The organism is Thiomonas sp. (assembly GCF_054608695.1).
On sequence record NZ_JBTRXV010000007.1, the window covers coordinates 1 to 25751 of the forward strand.

Below are 25751 nucleotides of genomic sequence, written 5' to 3' on the forward strand. Positions count from 1 at the left end.
AAGACCAGCACGGGGCCCGTGCGCAATCAACTCAGCCACGAGCTGGCGAGCAGGCTCGCCGACTCCAGGGCGTTCCAGGCTGCACGGTCCGGTCTGGTCACCTCAGCGGTGATCCGACTGTACCGCGTTGGTCTGGTTTAAACATACAAGGGCGCTCAGTTTTGTGCGTATTGCCGCATCCTTGTCTGAACGACTCGCTGGCGATGTTACGTTTCGCGTAACAAAATGGCTCCATGATCCAGTCGTTCAAGTGCGAGGGCATGCATCCGCGTCGGTCCAGGTCGTTTGCCTCCATCGCCGAGCGCAAACTGGCCCAACTTGATGCTGCGCAGACGCTGGATTTCATGCGCGCACCGCCCCAGGCAACCGGCTGGAGGCACTGAAAGGCAATCGCATGGGCCAGCACAGCATGCGCATCAATGATCCGTGGCGGATCGACTTTGTCTGGACAGAAGCTGGTCCGGCAGACGTCGAAATCGTGGACTATCGCTGAAGGAAACAACATGACTCGCTCAGTGAACCGTATGCGTCCTGTGCATCCTGGCGAAGTGCTGCGTGAGGACTTTCTCGTCCCTCTGGGTCTGAGCGTCAACGCCTTGTCTGTTGCCCTGGGTGTTCCTGCAACCCGCATTCACGAAATCGTCAAGGAGCGCCGCTCCGTGTGACAGCAGACACCGCCGCTCGCTTGGCCAAGTACTTTGGTGGCGACGCTGCGTCCTGGCTCGTGATGCAGGCCAACTACGACTTGAAGACCTTACCCACCCGGCAGGACATCGAGCGCGAAGTCCCTGTCCGTGAGCAGTTGGCGGCATGAGCCTCTCGGGTACTGACTGGGCTGAAGAGGGACAGCAATTGGAGTCATTGTGGAGTCATTGGGACCGGCCCCCAATAAGTCCCGCAAGTCACTCCACGTCAGTCGCGCACGGCGGAAGGGCTCAAGCCCCGGGGGCCTAGCTGCCGCCACGCTCGCCGCAATTGCGTATCCGAGCTGAATCCCGCCAATTCCGCTGCACGCCCCACGCTCGCCCCGGCTTTGAGCGCGGTCTCTGCCGTGGTGATCCGGATGCGTCGCAGGTACTGCAGCGGTGCAATCCCGGCCTGCTCGGCGAAGATGCGGCTGAGGTGACGTGGCGAGGCGCAGGCCACGCGGGCCATGTCCGCCACGCTCCAGACGGCTTGCGGCTGTTGGCAGATCGCGTCCTGCACACGGTGCAGCGCAGGATGCAAATGACCGCGATGCGACAGGAAGGGCGACAACTCCGGGTCTGAGGGGCCGCGGCGCAACGCCACGACCATGGACTCGGCGACTTTGGCGGCCACCACGGGTCCGCAAACCCCCGCAATGCGATGCAGCATCAGGTCGATGCCGGTGGTGACGCCGGCGCTGCTGCAGATGGCGCCGCTGCTGATGAACACGCGGTTGCTCAGCACATGGCAGTCGGGCGCGGCGGCTTGCAGCTCGGCCAGATGGTGGTGGTGCGTCGTCGCCTCGGCTCCGGCGAGCAGGCCGGCATGTGCCGCCAGCACGCTGCCGGCGCAGATGCAGACCAGCTCCAATCGGCTCGGCTGCAATCGCAATCGACGCAGCCAGTGCAAGGTGGCTCGGCTGTGTGCGCTGCGAATGTCGATGGTCGTCCCCGGCTGCCCGAGCAGCACCACCCAGACGGGCGGCGCTCCGTCCACCACGCTGAGATCGGGCAGGGGCTTGACGTCGCGCAGCCCGAGCCCGACCGAGCTGATGGGGTCAGAAACAGGCCCGATGAACTCCAGTTGAAAGCCCAGTGGCTGCCTCAGCCCCAGGAGAACTTGATTGGCCGTGCGCAAGGCTTCAGCCGGCCCCGCCCAGTCCAGCGCCAGGCTGTTCGGCAGCATGACGAACAGCACGCGGATGGGGGCGGTCATGGTCTTTGCCGGGCAGCCCGTCCAAGGGCCTGATCGACGCTGCATACAGTGGCGAACCGGCCCTGCAGCACGGTTGCCGTGCGTTGCACGATGGCGTCGGCGGGCAAGATGGTTCCATCGGCTTGCTGCATGTCGAAGGTGAGCGTGGCGGCGGCGAAGTCCACTTCCCAACCCAGGTCGGAGGCATGGCGCGTGGTGGTTTCGCAGCATTGTTCGGTGCGAATGCCGCTGACGATCAGCCTGCGCACCCCATGCCGCGTCAGCCAGACATCGAGCCCCGTACCGACCAGGGCGCTGTGCCGCGTCTTGACAAATTCGGCCGCCGGCTCGAATGCGACCAACCCCTCCAGCGGCCGCACGAAGCCGGAGCTTCGCGCGAAGGGATTGTCGGCCTGCTCCGGGCCATCGCTGTGCAACACGCGCACGATGGGAATGCCTTCGGCCGCGCATCCTTGAATGAGCGCGTTCTGCGCAGCAAGGTAAGGTGTGGCGCGCTCGGCCGTGAAATAGGGACGATGCCGGAACGACTCCTGCGCATCGATCACCAGCAGACATGTGTTCATCGCGAGATTCCTTTGAGGATGGAAGCCGGATTGTTCACCGAGGCGGCGATCTCTGCGCGCCGTTGTGGGACCAGAATCGATCAAATCAGGACATGCTTCGAGGTTTTGATCGCCGCTCTGCTGGGGCGCTGCGCCCATGGTCCATGAAGCCGCCCGTTCGGCGCCTGCCCAAGGCAAAAAAACTGATGTCCGAATCCGGCCAGTCATTTTCTCGTGACGGCTCTAGAGTGTGGGCATGAACCCGGACCCGGACATCTGCTACGCAGCCCTGCTGGCGCGCGACCGCCGCTTCGATGGCTGGTTTTTTGTCGGCGTCTCCTCGACCGGCATTTACTGCCGCTCGGTCTGCGCCGTGCGCAGCCCCAAGCGCCGGAACTGCCATTTCTTTGGGAACGCCGCGGCGGCGGAAAAAGCCGGTTTTCGGCCCTGCCTGCGCTGCCGGCCGGAACTGGCGCCCGGCCATGGGGTGCTCGACGTATCGAGCCGCCTGGCGCAGGCTGCGGCCCTGCGCATCGAAGAAGGGTTTTTGAATCACGCGACCATTGCGCAACTGGCGGCGCGCATCGGCGTCAGCGAGCGGCATCTGCGGCGCATTTTCCTGACGGAATTCGGCGTCTCCCTGATCGACTTTGCCCAGACCCAGCGCCTGCTGCTGGCCAAGCGCTTGCTGACCGAGACGCAGTTGTCGATCACGGTGGCGGCGCTCACGGCAGGCTTCGGCAGCGTGCGGCGCTTCAACGCCGTGTTTCTGCAGCGCTATGGCTTGAACCCGCGCCGCCTGCGCATGCGAACTGGTGCCAGACCTGCCGAGACCATGACCTTCGCCCTTGGCTATCGCCCGCCCTTGGCCTGGTCCGCTCTGCTCGACTTTCTGGCGCAGCGCCGTATCGATGGCGTCGAGACCATCGATCACACCAGCTACGCGCGCACCCTTGAACTGACGCAGAACGGGCGCGACGTTGCCGGGTGGCTGCGCGTGACCCACGCGCCAGCGCGCTACGCCGTCGACGTCACGCTGCCAGCCTCCCTGGCCCCGGCGGTCGGTCCCATCCTCGCGCGCGTGCGGCGCCTGCTCGACTTGAGCGCCAACCCGGACCTTGTCGACGCGCAACTCGGCATCCTGGCCGCCGGGCAACCCGGCATGCGGGTGCCCGGCGCCTTCGACGGCTTCGAGATCATCGTGCGCGCCATCGTCGGGCAGCAAATCTCGGTCGTCAACGCACGGGGCATTTTGGCGCGCATGGCACAGCGCTTCGGCACCCAGGTCGGTGCGGCCCCTGAAGCATTGCGCACGACCTTTCCCCGCGCAGCGGTGTTCGCCGGCTTGACGCCCGCCGCCTTGCAGGCCTGCGGCATCACCCGCATGCGCGCGCAAGCCATCATCGCGGCTGCGCGGGAGGTGTCGGCCGGCCGCATCACGCCCGAGCCCCTGGCGCCGCTGGACGAGACGCTCGCCGCATTGCGGCGCATTCCCGGCATTGGCGAATGGACGGCGCAATACATCGCCATGCGCGCATTGGCCTGGCCGAACGCGTTTCCCGAAGGCGACGCCGTGCTGAAACGACAACTGGGCTGTACGAGCGCCGCCGCGCTCAGGCAGCACGCCAGCCAGTGGGAGCCGTGGCGCGCATACGCCACGCTCCATCTGTGGCGCCAACACGAGGAGGCACGCGCATCATGCAAGGCTACCTGCTGAACAGTCCGCTGGGCGACATCGCCCTGCGCATCGAGCATGACCACCTGACCGGCTTGTTCTTCGCCGGGCAGAAATACTTTCCCGCCATGCCCATCGGTCGGCTGCGGAGCGATGCACCGCTGCTGGCGCGGTTGGCGCAAGCCCAGATCGAAGACTATTTCGCCGGGCGCAGGCAGGCCTTCGACCTGCCGCTGCAGTTGCAGGGAACGGCGTTCGAGCACGCGGTGTGGCAGCAGCTTGCCGCCATTCCGTATGGCACGGTCACGTCCTACGGCGCGATCGCCAAGCGGCTGGGTTTGGCGGCGGGGTATGCCCGCGCCGTTGGTGCGGCGATTGGCAGGAATCCGGTCTCCGTCATCGTTCCGTGCCACCGCGTTGTCGGTGCCAGCGGCCAACTGACCGGATACGCGGGAGGTGTAGCCCGCAAACAGGCCTTGCTCGCGCTGGAAGCCGGCGCGGCTGCCATGCGTCCCGCGCAAACGCGCCAAACCCGCGCCGGCCCGCAGCCATGAACCTGGCCGAACTCTTGTTGCTGGCCGCCATCTGGGGCGCGTCTTTTCTGTTCATGCGGGTGGCGGTGCCTGAACTCGGCCCGATTGCGCTGATCGCGCTGCGCGTCACCATTGCGGCTGCCATCCTGGCGCCTGTGTTGCGTTCTGCGGCGGCCCGACGTCAATGCCGGGCCAAGGCATGGCCACTGTTCGTGGTCGGAGTCACCAACTCCGCCATTCCGTTCAGCCTGTTCGCCTATTCCACGCTGGTCCTGCACGCCGGCCTCGACTCCATCCTGAATGCGACGACGCCGTTTTGGGCCGCGCTGATCATGGCCGTGGGATACAAGGCCGCGCTCGGCCGCCAGCAAGTCACGGGCCTGCTGCTCGGCTTTGCGGGTGTTCTCGTGCTGGTGTGGGACACGCTCGACACCGGCGTCGCGGGGGTGCCCGTCGCCACGGCTGCCGCGCTGCTCGCCACCTTGTTCTATGGCTTCGCGGTGAACTACAGCAAACGGCATCTCGCGGGCGTCCAACCTTTGGTCGTGGCTTTCGCTAGCCAGGCGTTCGCGGCTCTCGTCTTGCTGCCACCGGCTTTGGTGTTGTGGCCGACCCATGCGGTCACGCCCCTGGTCTGGGCCTGTACCGCTGCCCTGGGCATCGTCTGCACGGGGTTTGCCTATGTTCTCTACTTCAGGCTGATTGCGCGCGCCGGCGCCGCCTATGCCGCGTCCGTCACCTTGCTCATTCCGATCTTCGGCGTGCTCTGGGGGGGCGTTTTCCTGGGCGAACCGATCACGCCGAGCATGCTTGTCGGCGGTGCGATCGTGCTTCTGGGCATCACCCTGTCGAGTGCAAAACCTGGATGGATGGGAGTGTCCGCCTTGAAGCGACGCACCGCGAATCCACAGGCATCGGCAGAAACATCCAGGCGCGGCGAGGCGCCGTAACGACAGATCGGCTACTTCGCGAACAAGGAGCTCATGTCGGCGAAGGCCTTGAACTCCAGCGCGTTGCCTGAAGGGTCGAGCAAGAACATGGTGGCCTGCTCGCCCACTTCGCCCTGGAAGCGGATGTGCGGCTCGATGATGAATGGCACGCCAGCGGCCTGCAGGGTGTTGGCCAGTTCCTGCCACTGCGGCATGTCAAGGACAGCGCCGAAATGGCGCACGGGCACCTGGTGGTCGTCCACGGTGCTGGTTGCCGAAGGCGCTGCCCGGGGCCCGCATTCGCCGGGAGCCAGGTGGGCCACGATCTGATGGCCGTAGAAGTTGAAGTCCACCCATTCCGGCGCACTGCGCCCCTCGGGGCAGCCGAGCAGGCCACCGTAGAAGCGCCTGGCCTCGGCGATGTCATGCACCGGGAAGGCCAAATGGAACGGGGGTTGGGTTTGTGTTGCGTGGGGCATGGTGATGTCGCTCCGGTTGGACTGCCTGGGGCCGGGCACAGATGCATGCAGGACGGCCTTCGGCAACTCGAAATGGCAGGTTGCGCAGGGCCGAGTATCTCTCAGCCCGCAGCACTCAGCTCAAGGGATGGTCTTCGTCTTGCTCACTGTAATGGCGCCAGCTGCCCAGCGCATGTCGCATGGTTTGCACTTCCTGCGCGAAGATGGGACAGGCCTTGCACACCAGGAAATGGATGCGCACGGCCAGGCGTTCGGCAGGATTGAGCGTGCGGTCCTCCCTCGCCAGGACGAGCGCAGCGACTTCGCGGCAGGTGCGGCGGAAGGGGTGATTCACTTGGCAGGGTTCCCGAACCAGTTGAGTTGCAGGCATTCGCGCAGGCGCATGCGGGCGCGGTGCAGCATCGTCCACACATTGGTCGAGGAAATGCGCAATTCCTGACAGATGGCGTCGGTGTCGAGTTCCAGCCACTCGCGCATCAGGAACACGCGGCCGATCTGCCCGGGCAGGGCGGCCATGCAGGCTTCGAGCACTTCGAAGAACTGGCGCTGTTGCAGCGCGCCGGCGGGTGTCTCCCAGGTTTGCGGCATGGTGCGGAAATGGCCGTCCGGGGCAAAGACGAGGTCTTCGACCACTTCGCCCTCTTCGTCGGTGTCGTAGGCGGCTTCGCGCTTGCGCAGGCGCAGCTGGTCCAGCACCTTGTGCTTGAGGATGCCCACCACCCAGGTCTTGAATTGGGCTTGCCCGTTGAAGCGCGCCGCCCCTTCGAGCACGGCCAGCAGGGTTTCCGACACCGCGTCTTCCGCCCAGGCCAGGTTGCGCAGCTGCAGTTGCGCCAGGCGCAGCAGCGTCGGGCGCAGGGCCTCGACGCGGCGGTGCAGTTCAGCCAGCGTATCAGCGGTTTCAGCGGGCATGGGGGATGCGAAGTCGGCCAGGGCGAGGTCCGTGACGCAGACCTGAGGCATCTGGTTCAGCGCATTCTTCCATAGGACTGTGCGTCGTCAATACCGTGGCGTCAACGTGGGTGTGGGGAATGTGGGCGGTCGATCATGGGCTGAAAACCCGGCATCGCGCGTAAGCTGGCTGCCATGAATCCAGCAGCGCAAGCCATGAACACGCCATGAAACCCACAGCACCCATCCTCCTGCTTTGCGCCGCGCTGGCGACCGGGCTGCTACCCGACCAGCCCGCCGGGGCACAACAGCCAGGCGCAACAGCGGCGGTGGCCAAAACGTCGCCCGACATGCTGGCGGCGGCCCAGGTGCTGCAGCATCTGGGCGCGGCCAGAGTCATCACCGAAGGCCAGGGCGCGCGCGTGCTCACCATCTTCTTCGACCCCAACTGCCCCTATTGCCGCCAGCTCTACGGCGATCTGCGCCCCTTCGTCGGCAAGAACGATTTGCAGTTGCGCTGGGTGCCCGTGGCCATCCTCGCTCCGTCCAGCCCGGGCAAGGCCGCAGCCATCCTGCAGTCCGCCGATCCCTTGCAGGCTTTTCGCGAGATGGAAGACCACGGGCTCGACCCCAATCGGCCAGCACCAGCCCAACTCTCAGCCGGCCAGATCAGCGCCAAAACGCGGCAGACCTTGAAAACCAACGACGCCGTGCTCAAGCGCGCCGGGGTCTATTACAGCGTGCCGCTGGCCGTGTTCCGCAACCGCGAAGGCCAGCCGCAACTCCTGCTCGGCGCACCGCGCGGCGAAAAGGCACTGGCCGAGTTGCTGCAGACCGTCGGGCCGTAAGCTGGGCGTCGTCTGGACTTCTCAGCCCGATGCGCGTTGCCCCATTCGACATCACGACCAACACAGGAGATTGCCGCATGCATTCGAACCGACGCGCCGTGCTGCGCACCGCCCTGGCCGCGGCAATCGGTGCCAGCCTCATCGGCCTGGCACCGCTGGCCGCCGCGCAGCAGACGCAGAACCCAGACGCCGTCAGGGTGCTGGGGGAGATGGGCAAGGCCACGGTCATCACCGAAGGCAAAGGGCCGCGCGTGCTTGATATCTTCTTCGACGCCAACTGCCCTTACTGCCACGAGCTTTACACCGCCCTGCGTCCCGAGGTGGGCAAGGGCGGCTTGCAGTTCCGCTGGGTGCCGGTGGCCATTCTCACCCCGACGAGCGTGACCAAGGGCGCGGCGATATTGCAAGCGCCCGACCGGCTCAAGGCCTTCCACGACAACGAGAACACCTACGGCAAGGGCCCGACCGGACAGGGGGGTGGAATCACTCCGGCGACCAAGGTGCTGCCCGCGACCAGCGCCATCCTCAACGCCAACAACGCACTGCTCGAAGCCACGAAATCTCCCGGCGTGCCCACCATGCTCTACCGCGACAAGGCGGGTCATGCCATGCTGGTCGTCGGCCCGCCGGACGCCCAGCAGTTGAAGGAGATTCTCGCCAGCGTGAAGTAGACGCTTGGCACGGCGCCTTCCTGGCGTCGGCTGCGCAGCCGAAGATTTCAATGCACGCGGACGGCGCTACACGGCGCCGAGTTGTTGGCTTGTCGCCAGGGCCGCCGACGCAGCAGCATCCAGGTCCTCCCTATACTCGAACCCATGCAGACACTCGCCGATTTACGCAAGGATTACACCCGTGCCGAACTGGACGAGCGGCAGGCCGACGCCGACCCGTTCAAGCTGTTCGAGCGCTGGTTGTCCGAGGCGGTGCAGGCGCAAGTCCCCGAGCCCAACGCCATGACCCTGGCGACGGTCGGGGAGGATGGCAGGCCGTCGACCCGGGTGGTGCTGATCAAGGGTTTCGATGCCCGCGGCCTCGTCTGGTACACCAACTACGCCAGCCGCAAGGGGCGCGAGCTGGCGGCGCATCCCTTTGCCGCGCTGCAGTTTCATTGGGTTGAACTGGAACGGGTGGTGCGCATCGAGGGCCGGGTGGAGCGGGGGAACGCGGATGAGTCCGACGCTTACTTCGCCAGCCGGCCTTTGGTCTCACGCATTGGCGCCTGGGCTTCGCCGCAAAGCGAAGTCATCGACAGCCGTGACGTGCTGGTCAAGCGCGCCGTCGAATATGGCCTGAAGTTCGGCCTGAATCCGCCCCGCCCGCCGCACTGGGGCGGCTATCGCCTGGTGCCGGACGCCTGGGAGTTCTGGCAGGGCCGCCGCTCGCGCCTGCACGACAGGTTGGCTTATCGCCTGCAGCAACACGGGACGTGGCAGCGACAGCGACTGGCGCCTTGAACCGGCCCCGGCGCGCTGCGCGCCACATCGCGGTCATCAAACGTCCAGCAGGCGAACGTCGGCCCGGCCAGGGCATTGCAGCGCAGCAGTTCATCTTGCAGCACCTGGGCGAAATCGGGGCGCCCCCAGGCATGCAGCGGGGTGGATAGGGTCCAGGTCATGGTGTCAGGATTGGGTGGTGACGGACGACCTCTTTTTGCCCGGCGCGCGAAAATTCCGAACGGCGCTGTGTGCGACATCCGCAGGGGGCGTGCACACGCGTCTTGAACCACCCGCATCACACGGGAGACAAGCATGCAGAATCACCCGAGCATCAGGCCCAATCGACGTTTGACCCTGCGCGCCTTGGCGCTGCTGGCGCTGGCGGCGCTGCCGGTGCCGGTTGTGGCGCAAAGCGCGCGCCAGGCGGAGGGCGTGCTGGCGCAAATCGACAAGACCACGTGGATTGCCGAAGGCCAGGGCAAGAGGGCGCTGTACATTTTTTTCGACCCCAACTGTCCCTACTGCCACAAGCTTTACGGCATGCTGCGTGCCGAAGTCGGCAAGGACGATTTGCAGTTTCGCTGGATTCCGCTGGGCATGCTCACCCCGAGCAGCCTGCCCAAGGCGGCGGCCATTTTGCAGGCCGAGGACCCGCTGCAGGCTTTTCACAAAAATGAGAACGACTACGACTTTGCCGCCAACGGCCAGCCTGGCGGCGGCATCGAGCCGGCCACCACCATCACGCCGAAGGTGCGGCAGGAACTGGCGAGCAATCTGGCCGTCTACAACGGCAACAGGTTGTTCGGCGTGCCGGTGATGGTTTGGACAAAGGCCGACCGCCGTGCCGCGTCGCTCACCGGCGTGCCGTCGGATGCCGAATTGAGCAGCATCTTGCGCTCGGTGCGCTGAGGGCGCGAGAATCCTTCAGAATCAGGTAGAACCAGTCAATATCTGCCTGGAAGCAGCCTGGACAGCCAGGCATTGGAACGCCGCCTCAAGCACGCAGCTTGTCGGCGAAGCGATGCTGCAGCTTGTGCATTTTGGGCGCGATCACCGCCTGGCAATAGCCCTGCTCGGGGTGGCGTTCGAAATAGCGCTGGTGGTAGGGCTCGGCGGGCCAGAACACCCGCAGCGGCTCGATTTCAGTGACGATGGGCGCAGCGCCGTAGTGCCCGCTGGCGGCAAGTTGGGCGATATAGGCACGCACCCCGGCTTCGTGCTCGGGCTGCTCGAAGTAGATGCCGGAGCGGTATTGCGGGCCGACGTCCGCCCCCTGGCGGTCGGGGGTGGTCGGGTCGTGGATGGTGAAGAACAGATCCAGGACATCGTCCAGGCTGAGCTTGGCGGGATCGAAGCGGATGCGGACCGCTTCGGCATGCCCGGTGCGCCCGCCGCAAACCTGCTCGTAGCTTGGCTGCTGAACCTGGCCCTGGGCATAGCCGCTGGTGGCTTCGAGCACGCCGTCCACCGCGTCGAACGCGGCCTCGACGCACCAGAAACAGCCGCCGGCGAGGGTGATGGTGGACAACTGCATGGCAGCGCCTGGTGGCGTGATGGGGTTGAGGTTGGCGGCTTGCATGATGGGGCTCCGGAGGGGGCAGGCGGACAAGCAGCATTGTGCGCAGTTTCGGCGCGCGCCGCCGGGCGTGCCCAACAAGCCGAGCGCGCAGCAGGGCCAGCCGAGCCGCGGCTGGCGCTTGATGCCGGCCCGTGCTTCGCCGACATCCATGAAGAAGGCCGCGTACCTTGCGGTGACGCGGCCCGGTTCAGCACGGCACGAGGGTTTGTTGCCTGGCGCCAACCCCGCAGGGATGCAGGGATTTTGGGGGGACTCCGGCCCGGGCTTCACCCAGTCCGGCCACCGTTGCGGCTGCACCGCCTCGGCAGGCCCAATGTAGGCCTGCGACGCTCGCAGCGTCAACCAAACTGATGCTGGCCGGTGGGTTATTGCGGGATGCGCCTGCAGCATGCCGCGCAAGCGCTTGATTCAGCGCGCTTTGCATCATCTCGTTGGAATCCAGATTGATGGAGCCGTACGGATCGGCTGCCAAAGCGTGGCGGTCGTGGCGCTCGCATCAGGGCAAGGTCAGCGACAGGCTGGCCTGCGGCGTCCAGCCGGCAGCGGGCTTGTCCAGCAGCACGGGCGCGGCAATGAACTGGCGCGCCCCTGGCACGCCCAGGGCGTCGAGCGCGGTGCGCAGGCTCACCGCGCGCTCCATGGCCAATGCCTGCATGCGGTCGTCCGACGCTGGAATGTTTTGCAGCAGCAGCTTTTGCATCTCGGCCTCGGGCAACGTCTTGGGCAGCCCGATGGCGTCACGCGGCTTGTTGGCCAAGGGCGTTTGGCGGTAGACGGTGGCCAGCACCTTGGCGTAATCGGTCTGCGGCACGGCCTGGGTCTTGGCGTTGGCATAGGCCTCGGCGCGTGGCAGGTCGCGCTTCCACAAGGCCAGCATCTGCTGGTTCAAGCGGGCTTCGCGGTAGGGCTCGCGTTCAGCGGCCGGATCCACCTCGCCGGTGATGGTGAGGATGAGCTCGGACTTGGCCTTCAGGGCTTTGGCGATGTCGGCCAGCTTGGCTTGGTCTTGGGGTTGGAGGATGGCGGTTCCCGGCACGAAGGCCACATGGCTGAGCTGTTCGGCCGACACGTCGTTGCCGATCAGGTTGCCGAGCAGGCTGAACGGCGCGGTGACGGCGCGCACCAGCAGGCTGACGATGGCGCGGCCGATGACCGAACCGAGGCTGAACTCGGGGTTGTTGAGCGAGCCGGAGATCGGGATGTTGACGTTGATATTGCCGTTGCGGTCCTTCAGCAATTCCACCGCCAGCAGCACCGGCAGCTTGGTGGCGGTTGGGCTGTCCACCCGCTTGCCGAAGGTGAGCTGGTTGAGCACGAGCTGGTTGTCCGCAGTCAGCCGGCCGCTTGCGTCGATGTCGTAGTGCACGTCCATGGACAGCAGGCCGCGCTTGATGTCGTAGCCGGCGTAACGCCCGGAATAGGGCGAGAGCGGCGCGAGCTGCAGGTCGGTCATCTTGCCGTGCAGGTCGAGCTGTGGCGGCGACAGCAGCGGGTTGATATTGCCGCTCAACACCACCGCTGCCGTGCCCTCCGCGGTGCCGCGCAGCTCCACTGAAGCAGGTTTTGACGTGGCCGTGCCGAAGGCGCCGATGCTGCCCTCGACACCCGAAAGGCTGGTGGAGTAATTGGGCTGAACGAAGTGGTCGGTGTAGTCCACCCGGCCACCGGCGAGGGTGATGCCGCCAACGTCGATCACCACATTTTGCGCGGCCGATGGCGTGGCCGATTTCGTCGTGCTGCTGCCACCGAACGGCCACTCGGCCCCGATATGCCCGGCCGTGCCTTCCGTCGCAAGATTGGTGCCCTTGGCGACGGTTGCGCCAGAGCTCGTGGTCGTGGCGATGCTTTTGGCCGCAGTCGCAGCCGCCGGCGCCGGCAGTGGCTTGAACACCTGGGTGAGGTTGAGCTTGGCATCTTTGCTCAGGATGACGCGGGCATAGAAGTCGCGCAGCGCCACCTGGTCCACTGCGACTTTGGTGGCCGGGCCCAGGCCGGCGCGCGGGGTGTGCGCAATGTGCAGGCCATTGAGTTGCAGGCTGTTCCAGCCCAGCAGGCGCTCGCGCGGTTCCAGGGTGTCGGCCACGAAATGGCTCAAGCCTGCGCTGCCGTCGAAGCTGAAGGCGGGCCCGGCTGGTCCCAGGCTCAGGGCGACCTTGCCCGATGCGCTGGCCGGGGCGCGCAGCACTTCGGCGTTCACGCGTGGCGGCAGGTAGTTGTCGGCAATCTGCGCCGGCAGGTTGCGCGCGTCGAGCTTGCCGCGCAGGCTGAAGGGGCTAGCCTGCACCTGGCCGGTGAACTGCAGCGAGCCTGCCACGGGGATCAGTTCCGAGCCCGCATTCGTCGCCGTCATGCCTGTGGTTTCACCGGGCTTGCTGGATGCTGCGACCACTTCGCCCGGTGCCACGCTTGCCTGCGGCGGAATGGCGGCCACGGCGGTGCCCGTCGCGCTGGGTGGTCTGCTTGAGGTGTTGGCGGCGACAGTGGCTGTCCCCTGGGCCAGATCGGCTGGCAGCTCGTCGCTGATCTGCGCGGCCAGGGTGACGTCGGTCGGTTGGGTCTGCGGCCAGGCGACGTCGCGCAGGCCGAGATTGAAGCCGGTGATGGCCACCACCACCGGCTTTTTCGGGCTGGCGTCGGCAAGGTAGAAACGTCCCCCCTTCACCTCGGCCTGCTGCACCTGCAAGCGCCAGGGGGCGGAAGCTTGGACCGTTTGGCCTCGCCGGGCGGGCACCGTGGTTTTGCCGGGCGGCGGCAGCAGTCCTGGCGGCAGCCATTGCTTGAACGACCATTGCCCGGTGGAGTCGCGCGCGACGCTGGCTTGCGGATTCAGCACTTGCACCAGGCCGAACTGCGCCGTGTGCGCGTTCAAATCGACCTTGGCCTGGCGCACGCTCAGTTGCGCGGCACGCAGCGCGGCGTTGTGGCCTGCGGCGAAGCCGTCGATCTGCGCCTGGCCGATGTCCAGCGTCAGGGTTTGCGGCGCGGCGGCCCAGTGCAGGCTGGCATCGCGCACGGCAATGTCGCGCGCCAGCAAGCCGCCGGCCGGGCCGAAGGCGAAACCGGTCCAGTGCGCCCGATGCATCTTGATCACGGCGCTGTTGTCCTTGGACTGCCATTGCAAGTCAGCCTGCGTGGTGAGCAGGCCGCGCGGCAGTGCCATGCCATGCAGGGCCGGCGCCGTGTAGGGGGCGGCGATTTGCGGGTCGATGTGCGTGGCCGTGAGCGATGCTTGCGCCTGCTGCAAATCGCCCCGGCCTTGCAGTTGCAACTGCATGCCCTGCGGACCGGTGATGTCGGCCATGAAGGACGCCGGGGCCGTCCGCGGCCAGGCGATGTGGCTGACCTCCAGCTTGGGCGCGTCGAAGCTCCAGTCCACCGCGGGCTTCACGGTGGCGTCGCGCCAGCGCACATGGCTGTCGATCAGCGTCACGCTGCCGACGTGGACGTTCCAGTTGTTGGTGCCGCGGTTTGCGGGGCTCGCGGCATGCGCTCCCTGCGCGGCGGGTGGTGCGCTGGCGGCCGTGGCGGGTTTCCGGCCTGTCGCCTGGCCGAAGCCGACCAGGCCTTGCGCGCTGCGGCCGAGCTCGGCCGAGAGGCCGGAGATCTGCACCGCGCTCACCTCCACCACCCGTGCCAGCGGGCGCACCTGAGCGAGGGTGAGCTTCAGTGTCTTCCAGCCGGCCAGCGGCGCGGTCGGGGTTTTCACGGCGCCGTTCAGCACTTGCGCCGTGCCGCTCAGCGTCAGGCTGTCCAGGTGTGCCGGCACGAGACTGAGTTGCAGGCGCGTGCTGAGGTCGCCGCTTTGCAGGCGCGCGGGCAGCGTGGCTGGCTGGTAGGGCGCGAAGGCGGCCAGGGCCAGATGTTGCAACTGCGCCGTCACGGCCAGCGGCGTGCTGGCGGCGAAAGGCATGCCGCTGGCGCTGAGTTGCAGCGGCGCACCGTTGAGCTTGGCACTGGCACTCAGCTGCATCCGCCCCTTGCTGCCCGCCAGGGTGGACAGCAAGGGCAGGCTGGCGTTCAGCCCGGTGAGGTGGGTCGTGACTTTCGCCAGCTGGTCGTCGAAGGTCACGCTGCCGTTGCTGATGCGGGCGTCGTGCAGCGCGAAGGCGGGGGTGCCGCTGGACGGCTTGCTCGGCTTCTTGGCCAGGCGCGCGAGGATGTCGTCGAAGTCCATCCGCCCCGAGGGCGCGCGCACGATGCGCAGTTGCGGCGCATCCAGCGTGAGCGCGGTGATCTGCGGCTTGCCGGTCCACGCCGTGCTCCATGCCAGGCGCACTTGCGCGCTACCCAGGCGCAGGCTGTCGGCGGTATTGGCGGCGTTGCGCAACTGCAGATCGTCCACGCGCAGGCGCAGGCTCCAGGGGTTGAAGCCAATGTCGCCAATGCTGGCCTGCCGCCCGGTGCTCTGCTCGATCCACTGCGCCGCCTTGTCGCGCAGCAGCGCCGGGACCGTGAGCGGCGTGGTGACAAAGGCCAGCACCAGCAGCAGAACCAGACCGAGCAAGAGCCAGAGCAGGCGGCGCAATGTTGTGGAGCGTGCGGCAGACATGGCCGAATTATGGCCGCGTCCGCCATGCAGGGGCGCGGTGCGCCTTCGCGGCCATGAGCTTGACTTCTCAAGGAAACGCGCGGCCTGGCGAAGTTCTCTCATTCCCGGTGGGATGCGGCCGTTGCGAAGCAGCCAGGAGGAGATCTCAAGCCGGCGTGTTTTCCCCCGGCCACAAGCGCGCCACCAGCGCTTCGGCCCGGGTGGTGGCAGCAGCGTCGGGCACGATGGCGCGGCCCCATTCGCGCCGTGTCTCGCCGGGCCATTTGTGGGTCGCGTCCAGGCCCATCTTGCCGCCCAGGCCGCTTTCGGGCGAGGCGAAATCCAGGTAGTCGATGGGGGTCTGGTCGATGAGCGTGGTGTCGCGCACCGGGTCCATGCGGGTGGTCACGGCCCAGATCACGTCGCGCCAGTTGCGAATGTCGATGTCATCGTCCGTCACGATGATGAACTTGGTGTACATGAACTGCCGCAGAAAACTCCACACCCCGAACATCACCCGCTTGGCGTGGCCGGCATACTGTTTGCGGATGGACACCACCGCCAGGCGGTAGGAACAGCCTTCGGGCGGCAGGTAGAAGTCGGTGATTTCCGGGAACTGCTGCTGCAGCAGCGGCACGAACACCTCGTTCAGCGCCACGCCGAGCACGGCCGGCTCGTCCGGCGGCTTGCCGGTGTAGGTGGAGTGGTAGATGGGGTTCTCGCGCATGGTGATGCGCTGCACCTCGAACACCGGGAACCAGTCCTGCTCGTTGTAATAGCCGGTGTGGTCGCCGAACGGGCCTTCCAGCGCGTGCAGATAACCGCCGATTTCCTTCAGGCGCACGCCGGTTTCGCTCGTGCCCACAAAGCCGGGCGCGGCAGGCGGAATCTGGCCTTCGAGCACGATTTCGGCATGCGCCGGCACTTGCAGGTCGAGCCCGATGCAGCGTGCAAGCTCGGTGCGCCCGCCGCGCAAGAGGCCGGCGAACTGGTATTCGGACAGCGAATCCGGCACCGGCGTCACCGCGCCGAGGATGGTGGCCGGGTCCGCCCCCAGCGCCACGGCAATCGGGAAGGGCTCGCCGGGGTGGGCGGCCGCATGGTCGCGGAAATCGAGCGCGCCGCCACGATGCGCCAGCCAGCGCATGATGAGCCGCCGCCGGCCGATGCGCTGCTGGCGGTAGATGCCCAGGTTCTGCCGCGTCTTGTGCGGCCCGCGTGTGATCACCAGACCCCAGGTGAGCAAGGGCGCGGCATCGCCCGGCCAGCAGGTTTGCATGGGCATGGCGTTCAAGTCCACCTCGCTGCCCTCGATGACGATTTGCTGGCAGGGTGGCTTGCGCACTTCGGTCGGGCGCATATCCCACACCGCGCGCACCAGGTGGAGCAACTCGCCCGCATCTTTCAGGCCGCGTGGCGGCTCGGGCTGCTTGAGCCGCGCCAGCACCTGGCCGATGCGGCGCAGCTCGCTCACATCGTCCACCCCCATGCCCAGCGCCACGCGCCTGGGCGTGCCGAACAGGTTGCCGAGCACCGGCATGGCATAGCCTGTGGGCTGGCGGAACAGCAGGGCGGGGCCTGCACGTTGCAGCATGGCGTTGCACACGGCCGTCATGTCGAGGTGCGGAGAAACGGGCTCGTCTACCTCCATCAGCTCGCCTTGCATGTGCAAGGCACCCAGGAAATCCCGGAGATCGCGGTATTTCATAGACAGATTAGTTTTGTTATTGTGGTTGTTATAGATTGACAAGAAATAAGCAAACCCTAAAATTCAGCTTGGTTGCGCACAACAGACCGCCAACATAGCGCGGCGTGCCAACAAAACGTCCCGGAAAAGCCACCGGCAAGAGACAAGCCGGCAGTGATGTCAACGCATCTTAGGCGTGAGGCTCCCCCAGGGCCCGTTCCGGATCTGTGCCCAGCATTGGTATTCAACCTGTCGTGCTTCCCAGCATGGCCTGCCACACCGATGCGACTTGACACAGGAGAGCAAGATGTCGAATGCCTCACAGGCCCAAGCCCAGCCCCCGAGCTGGCGCACCCTTGGCGCCGAAGTCCTGGAGTGGACCCATCACACGCTGATGATGGTGGGTTTTTTCGTGGTTGCCGCCGGTGCGTATCTCTATATGCACCCGCAAACCGTGCTGTCGCTGGAAAAGGGCGTCACCCAATGGGTGGTTGCCCGCAAAGCCGCAGTCGAGGAGTTGCAGGCCCTGGGCCAGCAGGCCGCGGCGGCCGAGCCGGTGGCTGAAGTCGCCATGCCCGTCGGCCCGCAACTCAACCACACGCAAATGGCCGTGGCCAACTGGTTGTCGCGCCGCTACAGCATTGCCCCATTGGCCATGCAGGAGCTGGTGAGCAGCGCCTGGCAGGTGGGCAAGCAGGAGCACCTCGACCCCACCCTCATTCTGGCGGTGATGGCGGTCGAGTCCTCGTTCAACCCCTATGCGCAAAGCGCGGTTGGCGCCACCGGCTTGATGCAGGTGATGGCCAATGTGCACCGCGACAAGTTCGCCCCCTACGGCGGCCCGCGCGCCAGCATCGACCCCATGGCCAATGTGCGCGTCGGCGCGCTGGTGTTGAAAGATGCCATCGCCCGTGGCGGCTCCCTGCAGGCCGGCTTGCGCATGTATGTGGGCGCCACCAGCGATGCGACCGAAGGTGGCTACGCCGCCAAGGTGATGGCCGAGCAGGCGCGCCTGGCGCAAATCGTCGCCAGCAGCAAGCCCGCCCCCAACGCACCCATGACGGCCGCCGCGCCCGAAGCCAAGCCCCAGCCACCAGCGCCCAGGGTCGAGCAAACAGCCCAGGCCGTCGTGGTGGCCCATCCCGCCAAGCGCAGCGTTTGAGGTGCTTGCATCGCCCGGGCCAAGCCCGCAGCGGGCGGTCAGGTTTTCGACGGCCCAGTGGTGCTCCTGCCGTCAGTCCCCGGCCATTCTTTGCGCTGCCGGGGAATCGGGCCGGGGCCCCAGCGGCGCAGCTTGCCTGCGCTACCATTTCTCCGTTGCGCGACTGGCGATAAGACGGCACGGCGGCTCTGACGCTGCCACGGCCCGTCGAGGTGGATGAACCACCGGGAAGCGCAGCGGTTCCCGCCGTTCGCCTGGGCGCTCCACAACGCAAGCCAGCCCGCCCACGGGCCTGCCTGCGCATCCCACAGCAGCCTGCAAGGACGTCTCCCATGTTTGACCGCAACATCACCATCGCCCAAACCGATCCTGAAGTCTGGACGGCCATCCAAAGCGAGAACCAGCGCCAGCACGAGCATCTGGAACTCATCGCCTCCGAGAACTACGCCTCGCCCGCGGTGATGCAGGCGCAGGGCACGCAGCTCACCAACAAATACGCCGAGGGCTATCCCGGCCGCCGCTACTACGGCGGCTGCGAATTCGTCGACGTGGCCGAGACGCTCGCCATCGAGCGCGTCAGGCAACTGTTCGGCGCCGAGGCCGCCAATGTGCAGCCGCATTGCGGCGCCTCGGCCAACGAAGCCGTGTTTCTCGCCTTCCTCAAGCCTGGCGACACCATCATGGGCATGAGCCTGGCCGAAGGTGGCCACCTCACCCACGGCATGGCGCTGAACATGAGCGGCAAGTGGTTCAAGATCGTGCCCTACGGGCTGAACGCGCAGGAAGAGATCGACTACGACCGCATGGAAGCGCTGGCGCACGAGCACAAGCCCAAGCTCATCATCGCCGGCGCCTCGGCCTACAGCCTGCGCATCGACTTCGCCCGTTTCGCCAAGGTGGCCAAGGACGTGGGCGCCATCTTCATGGTGGACATGGCGCATTACGCCGGCCTCATCGCCGCAGGCATCTACCCCAACCCCGTGCCGCATGCCGACGTGGTGACCTCCACCACGCACAAGACCTTGCGCGGTCCGCGCGGCGGCATCATCCTCATGAAGGCCGAGCATGAGAAGGCCATCAACTCCGCTATCTTCCCCGGCCTGCAGGGCGGGCCGCTGATGCATGTGATTGCCGCCAAGGCGGTGGCGTTCAAAGAGGCGCTGACCCCCGCGTTCAAGACCTATCAGCAGCAGGTTCTCGCCAACGCGCAAGCCATGGCGCAGGCGCTGCAGCAGCGCGGCCTGCGCATCGTCAGCGGGCGTACCGAGAGCCACCTCATGCTGGTGGACCTGCGCGCCAAGGGCATCACCGGCAAGGAGGCCGAGGCCTTGCTCGGCCAGGCCCACATCACGGTGAACAAGAACGCCATCCCGAACGACCCGCAAAAGCCCATGGTCACCTCCGGCATTCGCGTCGGCACCCCGGCCATGACCACGCGCGGGTTTGGCGAGGCGCAGGTGGTGCAGACCGCCCATCTCATTGCCGACATGCTGGACGCGCCGCAAGACGCCGCCGTGATGGCGCGGGTGCGGGCAGCGGTCAAGGCTCTGGCAGATGCCCATCCGGTGTACTCCGCCGGGGCATGAGCTGAGGCAACACTGAACAGGTTCTCGCGAGTGCGCGACCTCGTTCAGTGTTGCCCAAACGCAGCCTGCTTGACGGTTGGGTTGGCGATGACGGCCGCTTACCCGTTTGGTATTCAGTCGCCGTAACCCTGCGGATTGCCCTGTTGCCAGCGCCAGGCATCGGCGCAGATGGCGTCCAGCCCGCGCCTGGTCTTCCAGCCCAGCAACTGTTCAGCTGCTGCAGGGTCGGCCCAGCATTCGGCGATGTCGCCGGGCCGTCGCGCGACGATTTCATACGGCAGTTCGCGGCCGATGCTGCGGCCGAAAGCCTGCACCATCTGCAACACCGAGTAGCCCTGGCCGGTGCCCAGGTTCACGGTGAACATGCCGTCATGCGCGAGCAAATGCCGCAATGCCGCCACATGGCCCTCGGCCAAGTCCATCACGTGGATGTAGTCGCGTACTCCGGTGCCGTCCACCGTCGGCCAGTCGCCACCGAAAATGCGCAGTCGCGGCAAGCGGCCCACCGCCACCTGCGTGACGTAGGGCATGAGGTTGTTGGGAATGCCGCGAGGGTCTTCGCCGATGAGCCCACTTTCATGGGCCCCCACCGGGTTGAAATAGCGCAGCCGGGCGATGCGCCACTGCGGCTCGGCGCGATGCAGATCGCCCAGAATCTCCTCGATCATCAGCTTGCTGCGGCCATAGGCATTGGTCGCGCTGAGCGGAAAGTCTTCGCGGATGGGCACCGAGGCCGGATCGCCATACACCGTGGCCGAGGACGAGAAGATGATGTTCCTCACCCCGGCCCGTTGCATGGCCTGCAGCAACACCACCGTCCCGCCCACGTTGTTGTCGTAATAGCTCAGCGGCTTGTCCACCGATTCACCCACCGCCTTCAGCCCGGCGAAATGGATCACAGCCTGAATGTCATGCGCGGCGAAGGCGCCGTCCAGCGCCGCGGCATCACGAATATCAGCCTGGATGAAGACAGGCCGTACACCGGTGATGCGCTCCACCCGCGCCAGCGACTCCGCACTGCTGTTGCACAGGTTGTCAACCACCAGCGGCGTGTAGCCAGCTTCGATGAGCGCGACACAAGTGTGCGAGCCGATGTAGCCGGCGCCGCCGGTGACGAGGATGGTTGCAGACATGGACAAGCCTTTCAAAATGCTGAATGCGGTGAAATGTAAGTCAACAAAACCACAGCCCACAAAACAAAAGGCCGCATGCGGTTGATTGCTCAAGCGCATGCGGCCTTCGCCGACAAGAATTTGGTGGGGGCACAGGGATTCGAACCCAGGACCTACTGATTAAGAGTCCCCTGAAAACTATATTCGGCAGCACAGCGCAACAGACAACAGCATGTAAATCAGTGACTTAGGCGTGCCGTTGTTTTGTGTCGTGCTGTGGATAACTGCCATTATTTGCCCCTGAGTGCCCCGCCAGTGCCCCACGGCATTGCGCTCGATGGCCGGCATGTTGCCCGCTCCAGAAACGACAAACCCGGCGCTCAAGGGTTCGCATGGCTCACCCCCAGCACGCGGCGCAGGCTGTCGCGTAGTTTCGCTGCCGCAGGCGATAGCGGGCTGCGAAGTGCGCGGGAATGATAAGTTTTAGCAATCAGTCCATCGCACCCCATAGGGCCGGGAATGTTAGCTTTTGATAGCACGCCACCCGAACCCCATAGGCCGGGAATCTCTAGTTTTACGGGGGGTGTCTCTCGCAGTCCATCCCGCGCCTGCGTACTTGTGGCGAAATTCACCGCCCGCGCTTCAGGTTCGCCAGTGCCCGCGCCCGCCCTTCGGGTGTTTTCGCGCCCGTGCTGCGTCCACCGTGGAACTTGCAGCGCCCGCCGTTGCCGTCGCCCAGGCATCGGCATAACCCGCCGTGTCGGTTCCGTGCAAGGCAAAGATTTAAGCCGCTGCGCTCAATCTTGCGCTGAAGTCGCTGGCCTTCGGGCGTTTCCGGCTCTAGGCCAGCGTCGCGGATTTGCCGATGCAATGCCTCGATGCGCTCGGCTGCTTTGCTCTCTGCCCACCACGTCGCCCACCTCGCATCGTTTTCGCGCTTCCAAATCTCGTATTGCAGGTGCGCAGTCCCAGGGCTGGCGCGCTGCGGGGGGTAGCGGTGCGCGCCGGTTCCTTGGCCGCTCTGGTGGGATTTGCTCATGCCATGCCCGCACGCATCACCTGCGCGGCGGCCTCCAGGCGAAACGGGAGGCTTTCGTTGTCGGCTTTTCGCTCATGAGGCCCCCAGGAACTCGGCGGCCCGCTCCAGCGCCTTGACGCGTCCCGTAGCGCCCTCAGCGCCGCCTAGCGCGGCCTGCACCCCAAAAGAGTGCATCACGTCCCGTAGCGCGGCGTCTGCGCGGCCGGCCGTGGCGACGTGCTCCGCCCGCTCGCTGAGCTGAGCGCTCAATCGCAGCGCGACCATCGCGGGATGGTCGCCACGCAGGGCGGCGCTCTGCTCAGCCTCCAGCACGCGCACCGTCTCGGCAGCTTGCGGGCCGCCTGCGACCGCTGCGACCTGAGTTTGAATCGCCGCTGCGCGTGCTTTCGGGCTGCTGAAGGGGTCGAGCACCGTGGTGCGTGCTCGGGCGAAGTCGGCTTGCAGGTGAACCTGCGCCTCGCGTGCCAGGCGCAGCCGCTCGCCAATCTCGAACAGCGAAGCGGTGCGGGCGGCGTCGAATGATGCCCATTTTTCGGCGGAGTTCATTTCGATTCCTTCGGGGTTGCGGGTTGTGATGCCAGTTTTTCGACCATTGCCACGAATGCGGCGCGGCTTGAAGAACTGCGGCCAACGCTGTGCGCCTCGGCTGGTTTGAGCTTTGCGAGGTGCTCACGAACTTGGCTGTTGAGTTCAGGGGTGGTGGGTTTCATGGTGTGCCTTTCGGGCGGGTGGAAAAAGTGTTTCGAGAACCTGCTCAAGTGGCAAGCCCAGGCGGGCGGCGATGGCTTCGGCAGTCTCGCCAGCAAGGTGGCGGCTGTGGATTTGCACCATTTGCGCGAATGTCGGTTCACTCATGGCTGCTCTCCAATCGGCAGCGCCGTGCTGTAGCACATGGCCTTCATGATTTCGGCCCGCGTCCTTGGTTCCGAGCTGGTGAGCGTCGTACAGCCCAGCGCCGTGACTACAAGCCATCGGCGCGATGCCTGAGCGTCTGCCACCAGGCGGCAAACCGTCCAATCGACGCCACCAGCCGACGCATCACCATGACGTGCCAGTAGTTCGGCGATGCCGCGATTGATGCCACCGTCATGCTCCCGGATGGCTGCGCGTTCGGCCTGCGCTTCGTCGAGGTCGTTGGCGTCGTTTGCGGGCTGTTGAAGCGCAGCCAGAATTTCGGCTTTGTGGGCACGAATGTGCTCCCGCAGTTCCGGCGTGATGCGCGTCTTTGGCGTGACGTGCAAGCCATCCGGCGCAGGGTCGAGCGTCAGGCCAGCGGCCTTGAGTTCACGAATCAGGGTCATGGCGTTCATCAAAACACCTCGCCTTCAGGGTTGTCTGAAAAGGCGGTTTTTGCCGTAACACCGTTACAGCCCAGTGTTTCTGCGGCTCTCCGCGTTACGGCAGCAGCCCCCGTTACCGTTACATCGCCCACATCCGTAACGCGGAGAGCCGCAGAATCATTGGCTTGTGACGGTGTTACGGATAAATCGCCCTTTTCAGGGGGTGCCGGTTGAAGGTATCGAACGAAGGCGTCGCGCATGTCGGCTACGTCGTAACCTTTGGCGATGCCTGAACCCATCCGTTGCGTCTTTGGTCGAATGCCGTAATCCTCCAACCGCTTCGCCAATTGACGCGGAGACATGGGGCGGCCCCGGTTGTACGTTGCCCAGGGCTTCATATCGTCGTCGATCAGTGCCTGAATCAGGTCAGCGGTTTTGAGCCGTGCCAAGTGTTTGAACTCAAACACCTCTTGCACATCGGCAAGCAGTTCAGCCGACAGCGAAACCGCGTCTTGCTCGGCACCCGATATTTTCAAAGCAGCGTCACGGGCCAGGCGCGGCCAGTCGCCACCGGCATAGTCGGCAATGGCCAGCAACGGCTCCCAGTTGTCTTGCGCACGGTCGTTCAGGGCTTCTGGCAGTGCAGGCCGGGCGCGTTCGATGTATGGCGCAGCGTCGTCCGCGAACCGTGCCAGCTTGGACGCCAGGCGATTGAACAAACCCGGCTCTGCATGGCGCAGGCGCTCCACCGTTTCGGTCGGCAGCTTGCGGCGCAATTCCAGGACAATGGCCCGATCCATCAGCGTTTCAGCCAGGTGCCCGATGCCTGAAATTGCTTTCGCACTCCAGGTGCTGAACTGCTTTGGCTCAAAATCCTCGCCCACTGTGCGGATGACGTAGGCACTTTGCCGCGTGTGGCCTGAATTGATGATGCCGCGCAGTTCCTCGTTTTCCTTGAAAAACGAATCAGCCTCGTCAATCAGCAATGTGGGCTGGTGTGCTTCGATTACCCGGAATGTGGCGGCTGGGCTGATATTCGATGCAACCAGCGGGCGGCGTGCCAATTTGCCCATGAGATTTAGCAGTTGCGATTTCCCGCAGCGCTTTTCCGGTGCCGTAATTACAGCCAATGGCGCGACTTCAACCGCGTCTATCAGCCAGGTGAACGCAGCCCACAGCGTCACGGCAACTCGCGTTTCAGGCTCGCACACGATGAACCGCTTGATGGTGGCGCGAATTTCGTGCAGCAGTGCATCGGCGTTCACGGGGTCAGGCCACGGCACAACCTCGGCAAACATCGCGCCCTTGCCGGGTGATGTCTCGCGCCCTGCTTCGCGTGCCGTTTTGATTTCTTGGTCAAGGACGGCGGTGCGCAGTCCCAGTGCTTTCGCTTCGCGCTCGCGTACCAACTCGTAATCCAATGGCGGCATGGCGGCTAGGCGCGCGATGGATGCGGTGATGCTTTCTTGCGGTTGATCTACAACCATCGGCAGGGCGCTCATGCTGCCACCTCCAGCAGCCAGCATGCAAGGTCATTGAAGTCCGACAGCGACTCAGGCGCACCATCTGGCCAGACAGGGCGGCAGAGCTTGCCGTGAACCGCAGCAGCGGCAGCGCTTGCCTTCGTCAGTCCCGGATTGCCAGGCGTCAATCGATCATCATCGGCAACCACAACGATTTCAGCGGCTGGGTACTTGGCACGGATTGCGAGTGCGGCAGTCGCAAGATTGCCCGCGTCGGTTGCAGCCAGCACGCAAGCACCGGGGAACTGCGTTGCGGCTGTGGAGCACGTCGCAAAGCCTTCGCCTATGACGATGCAGGCGGCCGGCAGCGAACCAGCCACAAGAATGAAGTGCCCGCGTTTCGCGCCGCCAGACAGCATGCGCTTGGTGCCATCGCCTGATATGTATTGGAGCGACTTGGTTGCGCCGTGCACGTCCTCGATTTTCAGCACAAGCAGTTCGCCTTGCTGTCGAGCATTGCCAGGTGGAATGCGCTTGCGAACGAGATAGGCGTGCTCTGCCGTTGCGGGTGTCGCGTTATCCCATAACAGTGCTGCTCGTTCGGCAGCGGCTTGATGTTCGGCAGCACGCTGGTGATGGGCTTCGGCCTGGGCTTGGCGAACGCTGGCGAAATGCGCATCTTTTTCCTGCCGCGTCATTTTGGCCGTGGCCTTGGAACTCCAGCCAACAGTCGCGCCAGACTTCCAAGAACCGCCCGCTCCGTGGTCGTCGTACAGAACGAACCAGCCGTTGCGACTGCGTGGCTTGTCGGCGGCGACTTGGTAGCGGTGCAGCACGCCATCGGCAATGATTGCACTCGGGTCGGCTGGCTCAGCGCCGTGGGCGCGCAGCACGTCGAGCATTGCCGCGCAGGCGTCTTGGTGCGGTGCCATTGCGGACAGCGCGGCGCGTGACTTGGCCTGGCTGACTGGGCTAAAATTGCGGCGTTGGTTTTGCTGTGCCGCGCCCGGTTGCCGCCGGGCGTTTTCATTGGCGCGGCTCATGGTCGCACTCCCAGCAACAGCGCCACGTCGAGCAGCC

General features: G+C 65.5%; 26 protein-coding genes, 1 pseudogene and 1 riboswitch. Of the genes and pseudogenes, 11 read left to right on the plus strand and 16 right to left on the minus strand.

Annotated elements, in window-relative coordinates:
- Positions 1 to 394: 394 nt before the first annotated feature.
- The gene (locus ACYCUK_RS04920) at positions 395 to 493 is read left to right on the plus strand and encodes a hypothetical protein (RefSeq protein WP_461593714.1); all 99 of its coding nucleotides are present in this window, start codon (positions 395 to 397) and stop codon (positions 491 to 493) included.
- Between the two features lie 10 nt (positions 494 to 503).
- Positions 504 to 814: pseudogene (locus tag ACYCUK_RS04925) on the plus strand (HigA family addiction module antitoxin).
- A gap of 98 nt (positions 815 to 912) precedes the next feature.
- On the opposite strand, the gene ACYCUK_RS04930 reads toward ACYCUK_RS04925, so the two are convergent.
- The gene (locus ACYCUK_RS04930; RefSeq protein WP_461593715.1) at positions 913 to 1902 is read right to left on the minus strand and encodes a GlxA family transcriptional regulator; all 990 of its coding nucleotides are present in this window, start codon (positions 1900 to 1902) and stop codon (positions 913 to 915) included.
- Entirely contained in the window at positions 1899 to 2465 is a 567-nt protein-coding gene (locus ACYCUK_RS04935; RefSeq protein ID WP_461593716.1) for an isochorismatase family protein, read from the minus strand. Before ACYCUK_RS04935 ends, ACYCUK_RS04930 begins: the two co-directional genes overlap by 4 nt.
- A gap of 235 nt (positions 2466 to 2700) precedes the next feature.
- On the opposite strand from ACYCUK_RS04935, the gene ACYCUK_RS04940 reads away from it, so the two are divergent.
- From ACYCUK_RS04940 to ACYCUK_RS04950, 3 genes are read left to right on the plus strand one after another with little or no spacing between them, the layout of a single operon-like run.
- Positions 2701 to 4161 carry an AlkA N-terminal domain-containing protein gene (locus tag ACYCUK_RS04940; protein WP_461593717.1) on the plus strand — a complete coding sequence of 487 codons (1461 nt, stop codon included), beginning with the start codon at positions 2701 to 2703 and terminating at the stop codon, positions 4159 to 4161.
- A complete protein-coding gene (locus tag ACYCUK_RS04945; protein WP_461593806.1) occupies positions 4140 to 4673 on the plus strand; it encodes a methylated-DNA--[protein]-cysteine S-methyltransferase in 534 nt (177 codons plus the stop codon). The genes ACYCUK_RS04940 and ACYCUK_RS04945 overlap by 22 nt, the downstream gene beginning before the upstream one ends.
- Positions 4670 to 5602, plus strand: coding sequence for a DMT family transporter (locus ACYCUK_RS04950; RefSeq protein WP_461593718.1), 933 nt, complete (start codon positions 4670 to 4672; stop codon positions 5600 to 5602). The genes ACYCUK_RS04945 and ACYCUK_RS04950 overlap by 4 nt, the downstream gene beginning before the upstream one ends.
- An 11-nt stretch (positions 5603 to 5613) precedes the next feature.
- Here the strand turns inward: ACYCUK_RS04950 and ACYCUK_RS04955 are convergent, their stop codons facing one another.
- The 3 genes from ACYCUK_RS04955 to ACYCUK_RS04965 form a co-directional block, all read right to left on the minus strand.
- Positions 5614 to 6060, minus strand: a complete 447-nt coding sequence (locus ACYCUK_RS04955; RefSeq protein WP_461593719.1) for a VOC family protein — start codon at positions 6058 to 6060, stop codon at positions 5614 to 5616.
- A gap of 115 nt (positions 6061 to 6175) precedes the next feature.
- Positions 6176 to 6394, minus strand: a complete 219-nt coding sequence (locus ACYCUK_RS04960) for a zf-HC2 domain-containing protein (protein ID WP_461593720.1) — start codon at positions 6392 to 6394, stop codon at positions 6176 to 6178.
- Positions 6391 to 6972 carry a sigma-70 family RNA polymerase sigma factor gene (locus tag ACYCUK_RS04965; RefSeq protein ID WP_461593721.1) on the minus strand — a complete coding sequence of 194 codons (582 nt, stop codon included), beginning with the start codon at positions 6970 to 6972 and terminating at the stop codon, positions 6391 to 6393. The genes ACYCUK_RS04960 and ACYCUK_RS04965 overlap by 4 nt, the downstream gene beginning before the upstream one ends.
- Positions 6973 to 7178: 206 nt before the next feature.
- Here ACYCUK_RS04965 and ACYCUK_RS04970 point away from each other — a divergent pair, with 206 nt between their 5' ends.
- From ACYCUK_RS04970 to ACYCUK_RS04985, 4 genes are all read left to right on the plus strand, one after another.
- The gene (locus ACYCUK_RS04970) at positions 7179 to 7799 is read left to right on the plus strand and encodes a thioredoxin fold domain-containing protein (RefSeq protein WP_461593722.1); all 621 of its coding nucleotides are present in this window, start codon (positions 7179 to 7181) and stop codon (positions 7797 to 7799) included.
- A 77-nt stretch (positions 7800 to 7876) separates the two neighbouring features.
- A complete protein-coding gene (locus ACYCUK_RS04975) occupies positions 7877 to 8470 on the plus strand; it encodes a thioredoxin fold domain-containing protein (protein WP_461593723.1) in 594 nt (197 codons plus the stop codon).
- 144 nt (positions 8471 to 8614) lie between these two features.
- The gene (gene pdxH / locus ACYCUK_RS04980) at positions 8615 to 9253 is read left to right on the plus strand and encodes a pyridoxamine 5'-phosphate oxidase (protein WP_461593724.1); all 639 of its coding nucleotides are present in this window, start codon (positions 8615 to 8617) and stop codon (positions 9251 to 9253) included.
- 294 nt (positions 9254 to 9547) lie between these two features.
- Complete coding sequence (locus tag ACYCUK_RS04985; RefSeq protein WP_461593725.1) at positions 9548 to 10144, plus strand: thioredoxin fold domain-containing protein; 597 nt, start codon at positions 9548 to 9550, stop codon at positions 10142 to 10144.
- Positions 10145 to 10229: 85 nt separating this feature from the next.
- On the opposite strand, the gene msrA is transcribed toward ACYCUK_RS04985, so the two are convergent.
- From msrA to ubiD, 3 genes are all read right to left on the minus strand, one after another.
- The gene (msrA, locus tag ACYCUK_RS04990) at positions 10230 to 10814 is read right to left on the minus strand and encodes a peptide-methionine (S)-S-oxide reductase MsrA (RefSeq protein ID WP_461593726.1); all 585 of its coding nucleotides are present in this window, start codon (positions 10812 to 10814) and stop codon (positions 10230 to 10232) included.
- Between the two features lie 496 nt (positions 10815 to 11310).
- Positions 11311 to 15363 (minus strand): DUF748 domain-containing protein, encoded by a 4053-nt coding sequence (locus tag ACYCUK_RS04995; protein WP_461593727.1) that lies wholly within the window; start codon positions 15361 to 15363, stop codon positions 11311 to 11313.
- Between the two features lie 145 nt (positions 15364 to 15508).
- A complete protein-coding gene (gene ubiD / locus ACYCUK_RS05000; protein WP_461593728.1) occupies positions 15509 to 17050 on the minus strand; it encodes a 4-hydroxy-3-polyprenylbenzoate decarboxylase in 1542 nt (513 codons plus the stop codon).
- A 286-nt stretch (positions 17051 to 17336) separates the two neighbouring features.
- On the opposite strand from ubiD, the gene ACYCUK_RS05005 reads away from it, so the two are divergent.
- Positions 17337 to 18191, plus strand: coding sequence for a transglycosylase SLT domain-containing protein (locus ACYCUK_RS05005; protein ID WP_461593729.1), 855 nt, complete (start codon positions 17337 to 17339; stop codon positions 18189 to 18191).
- A gap of 149 nt (positions 18192 to 18340) precedes the next feature.
- Positions 18341 to 18458, plus strand: a riboswitch (ZMP/ZTP riboswitch).
- 65 nt (positions 18459 to 18523) lie between these two features.
- A complete protein-coding gene (gene glyA, locus ACYCUK_RS05010) occupies positions 18524 to 19777 on the plus strand; it encodes a serine hydroxymethyltransferase (protein ID WP_461593730.1) in 1254 nt (417 codons plus the stop codon).
- Between the two features lie 113 nt (positions 19778 to 19890).
- On the opposite strand, the gene galE is transcribed toward glyA, so the two are convergent.
- The 8 genes from galE to ACYCUK_RS05050 form a co-directional block, all read right to left on the minus strand.
- Positions 19891 to 20910, minus strand: a complete 1020-nt coding sequence (gene galE, locus ACYCUK_RS05015; RefSeq protein ID WP_461593731.1) for a UDP-glucose 4-epimerase GalE — start codon at positions 20908 to 20910, stop codon at positions 19891 to 19893.
- A 607-nt stretch (positions 20911 to 21517) separates the two neighbouring features.
- Complete coding sequence (locus ACYCUK_RS05020; RefSeq protein ID WP_461593732.1) at positions 21518 to 21928, minus strand: HGGxSTG domain-containing protein; 411 nt, start codon at positions 21926 to 21928, stop codon at positions 21518 to 21520.
- Between the two features lie 72 nt (positions 21929 to 22000).
- Positions 22001 to 22474 carry a hypothetical protein gene (locus ACYCUK_RS05025; RefSeq protein ID WP_461593733.1) on the minus strand — a complete coding sequence of 158 codons (474 nt, stop codon included), beginning with the start codon at positions 22472 to 22474 and terminating at the stop codon, positions 22001 to 22003.
- On the minus strand, positions 22471 to 22638 hold the full coding sequence (locus ACYCUK_RS05030) for a hypothetical protein (protein ID WP_461593734.1): 168 nt from the start codon (positions 22636 to 22638) through the stop codon (positions 22471 to 22473). Before ACYCUK_RS05030 ends, ACYCUK_RS05025 begins: the two co-directional genes overlap by 4 nt.
- On the minus strand, positions 22619 to 22783 hold the full coding sequence (locus tag ACYCUK_RS05035; protein ID WP_461593735.1) for a hypothetical protein: 165 nt from the start codon (positions 22781 to 22783) through the stop codon (positions 22619 to 22621). Before ACYCUK_RS05035 ends, ACYCUK_RS05030 begins: the two co-directional genes overlap by 20 nt.
- A complete protein-coding gene (locus tag ACYCUK_RS05040; RefSeq protein ID WP_461593736.1) occupies positions 22780 to 23238 on the minus strand; it encodes a TubC N-terminal docking domain-related protein in 459 nt (152 codons plus the stop codon). The genes ACYCUK_RS05035 and ACYCUK_RS05040 overlap by 4 nt, the downstream gene beginning before the upstream one ends.
- Entirely contained in the window at positions 23238 to 24710 is a 1473-nt protein-coding gene (locus ACYCUK_RS05045; protein ID WP_461593737.1) for a DUF3631 domain-containing protein, read from the minus strand. The genes ACYCUK_RS05040 and ACYCUK_RS05045 overlap by 1 nt, the downstream gene beginning before the upstream one ends.
- Positions 24707 to 25573: a toprim domain-containing protein gene (locus ACYCUK_RS05050; protein ID WP_461593738.1), complete on the minus strand. Its 867-nt coding sequence runs from the start codon at positions 25571 to 25573 to the stop codon at positions 24707 to 24709. Before ACYCUK_RS05050 ends, ACYCUK_RS05045 begins: the two co-directional genes overlap by 4 nt.
- Positions 25574 to 25751 lie beyond the last annotated feature (178 nt).

What these genes read in the sequence shown, in the direction of transcription:
- ACYCUK_RS04920 (WP_461593714.1), top strand. Translation starts at nt 395, where the DNA reads ATGGGCCAGCACAGCATGCGCATCAATGATCCGTGGCGGATCGACTTT.
- ACYCUK_RS04930 (WP_461593715.1), bottom strand. Translation starts at nt 1,902, where the DNA reads ATGACCGCCCCCATCCGCGTGCTGTTCGTCATGCTGCCGAACAGCCTG.
- ACYCUK_RS04935 (WP_461593716.1), bottom strand. Translation starts at nt 2,465, where the DNA reads ATGAACACATGTCTGCTGGTGATCGATGCGCAGGAGTCGTTCCGGCAT.
- ACYCUK_RS04940 (WP_461593717.1), top strand. Translation starts at nt 2,701, where the DNA reads ATGAACCCGGACCCGGACATCTGCTACGCAGCCCTGCTGGCGCGCGAC.
- ACYCUK_RS04950 (WP_461593718.1), top strand. Translation starts at nt 4,670, where the DNA reads ATGAACCTGGCCGAACTCTTGTTGCTGGCCGCCATCTGGGGCGCGTCT.
- ACYCUK_RS04955 (WP_461593719.1), bottom strand. Translation starts at nt 6,060, where the DNA reads ATGCCCCACGCAACACAAACCCAACCCCCGTTCCATTTGGCCTTCCCG.
- ACYCUK_RS04965 (WP_461593721.1), bottom strand. Translation starts at nt 6,972, where the DNA reads ATGCCCGCTGAAACCGCTGATACGCTGGCTGAACTGCACCGCCGCGTC.
- ACYCUK_RS04970 (WP_461593722.1), top strand. Translation starts at nt 7,179, where the DNA reads ATGAAACCCACAGCACCCATCCTCCTGCTTTGCGCCGCGCTGGCGACC.
- ACYCUK_RS04975 (WP_461593723.1), top strand. Translation starts at nt 7,877, where the DNA reads ATGCATTCGAACCGACGCGCCGTGCTGCGCACCGCCCTGGCCGCGGCA.
- pdxH (WP_461593724.1), top strand. Translation starts at nt 8,615, where the DNA reads ATGCAGACACTCGCCGATTTACGCAAGGATTACACCCGTGCCGAACTG.
- ACYCUK_RS04985 (WP_461593725.1), top strand. Translation starts at nt 9,548, where the DNA reads ATGCAGAATCACCCGAGCATCAGGCCCAATCGACGTTTGACCCTGCGC.
- msrA (WP_461593726.1), bottom strand. Translation starts at nt 10,814, where the DNA reads ATGCAAGCCGCCAACCTCAACCCCATCACGCCACCAGGCGCTGCCATG.
- ACYCUK_RS04995 (WP_461593727.1), bottom strand. Translation starts at nt 15,363, where the DNA reads ATGTCTGCCGCACGCTCCACAACATTGCGCCGCCTGCTCTGGCTCTTG.
- ubiD (WP_461593728.1), bottom strand. Translation starts at nt 17,050, where the DNA reads ATGAAATACCGCGATCTCCGGGATTTCCTGGGTGCCTTGCACATGCAA.
- ACYCUK_RS05005 (WP_461593729.1), top strand. Translation starts at nt 17,337, where the DNA reads ATGTCGAATGCCTCACAGGCCCAAGCCCAGCCCCCGAGCTGGCGCACC.
- glyA (WP_461593730.1), top strand. Translation starts at nt 18,524, where the DNA reads ATGTTTGACCGCAACATCACCATCGCCCAAACCGATCCTGAAGTCTGG.
- galE (WP_461593731.1), bottom strand. Translation starts at nt 20,910, where the DNA reads ATGTCTGCAACCATCCTCGTCACCGGCGGCGCCGGCTACATCGGCTCG.
- ACYCUK_RS05020 (WP_461593732.1), bottom strand. Translation starts at nt 21,928, where the DNA reads ATGAGCAAATCCCACCAGAGCGGCCAAGGAACCGGCGCGCACCGCTAC.
- ACYCUK_RS05025 (WP_461593733.1), bottom strand. Translation starts at nt 22,474, where the DNA reads ATGAACTCCGCCGAAAAATGGGCATCATTCGACGCCGCCCGCACCGCT.
- ACYCUK_RS05030 (WP_461593734.1), bottom strand. Translation starts at nt 22,638, where the DNA reads ATGAAACCCACCACCCCTGAACTCAACAGCCAAGTTCGTGAGCACCTC.
- ACYCUK_RS05035 (WP_461593735.1), bottom strand. Translation starts at nt 22,783, where the DNA reads ATGAGTGAACCGACATTCGCGCAAATGGTGCAAATCCACAGCCGCCAC.
- ACYCUK_RS05040 (WP_461593736.1), bottom strand. Translation starts at nt 23,238, where the DNA reads ATGAACGCCATGACCCTGATTCGTGAACTCAAGGCCGCTGGCCTGACG.
- ACYCUK_RS05045 (WP_461593737.1), bottom strand. Translation starts at nt 24,710, where the DNA reads ATGAGCGCCCTGCCGATGGTTGTAGATCAACCGCAAGAAAGCATCACC.
- ACYCUK_RS05050 (WP_461593738.1), bottom strand. Translation starts at nt 25,573, where the DNA reads ATGCTCGACGTGCTGCGCGCCCACGGCGCTGAGCCAGCCGACCCGAGT.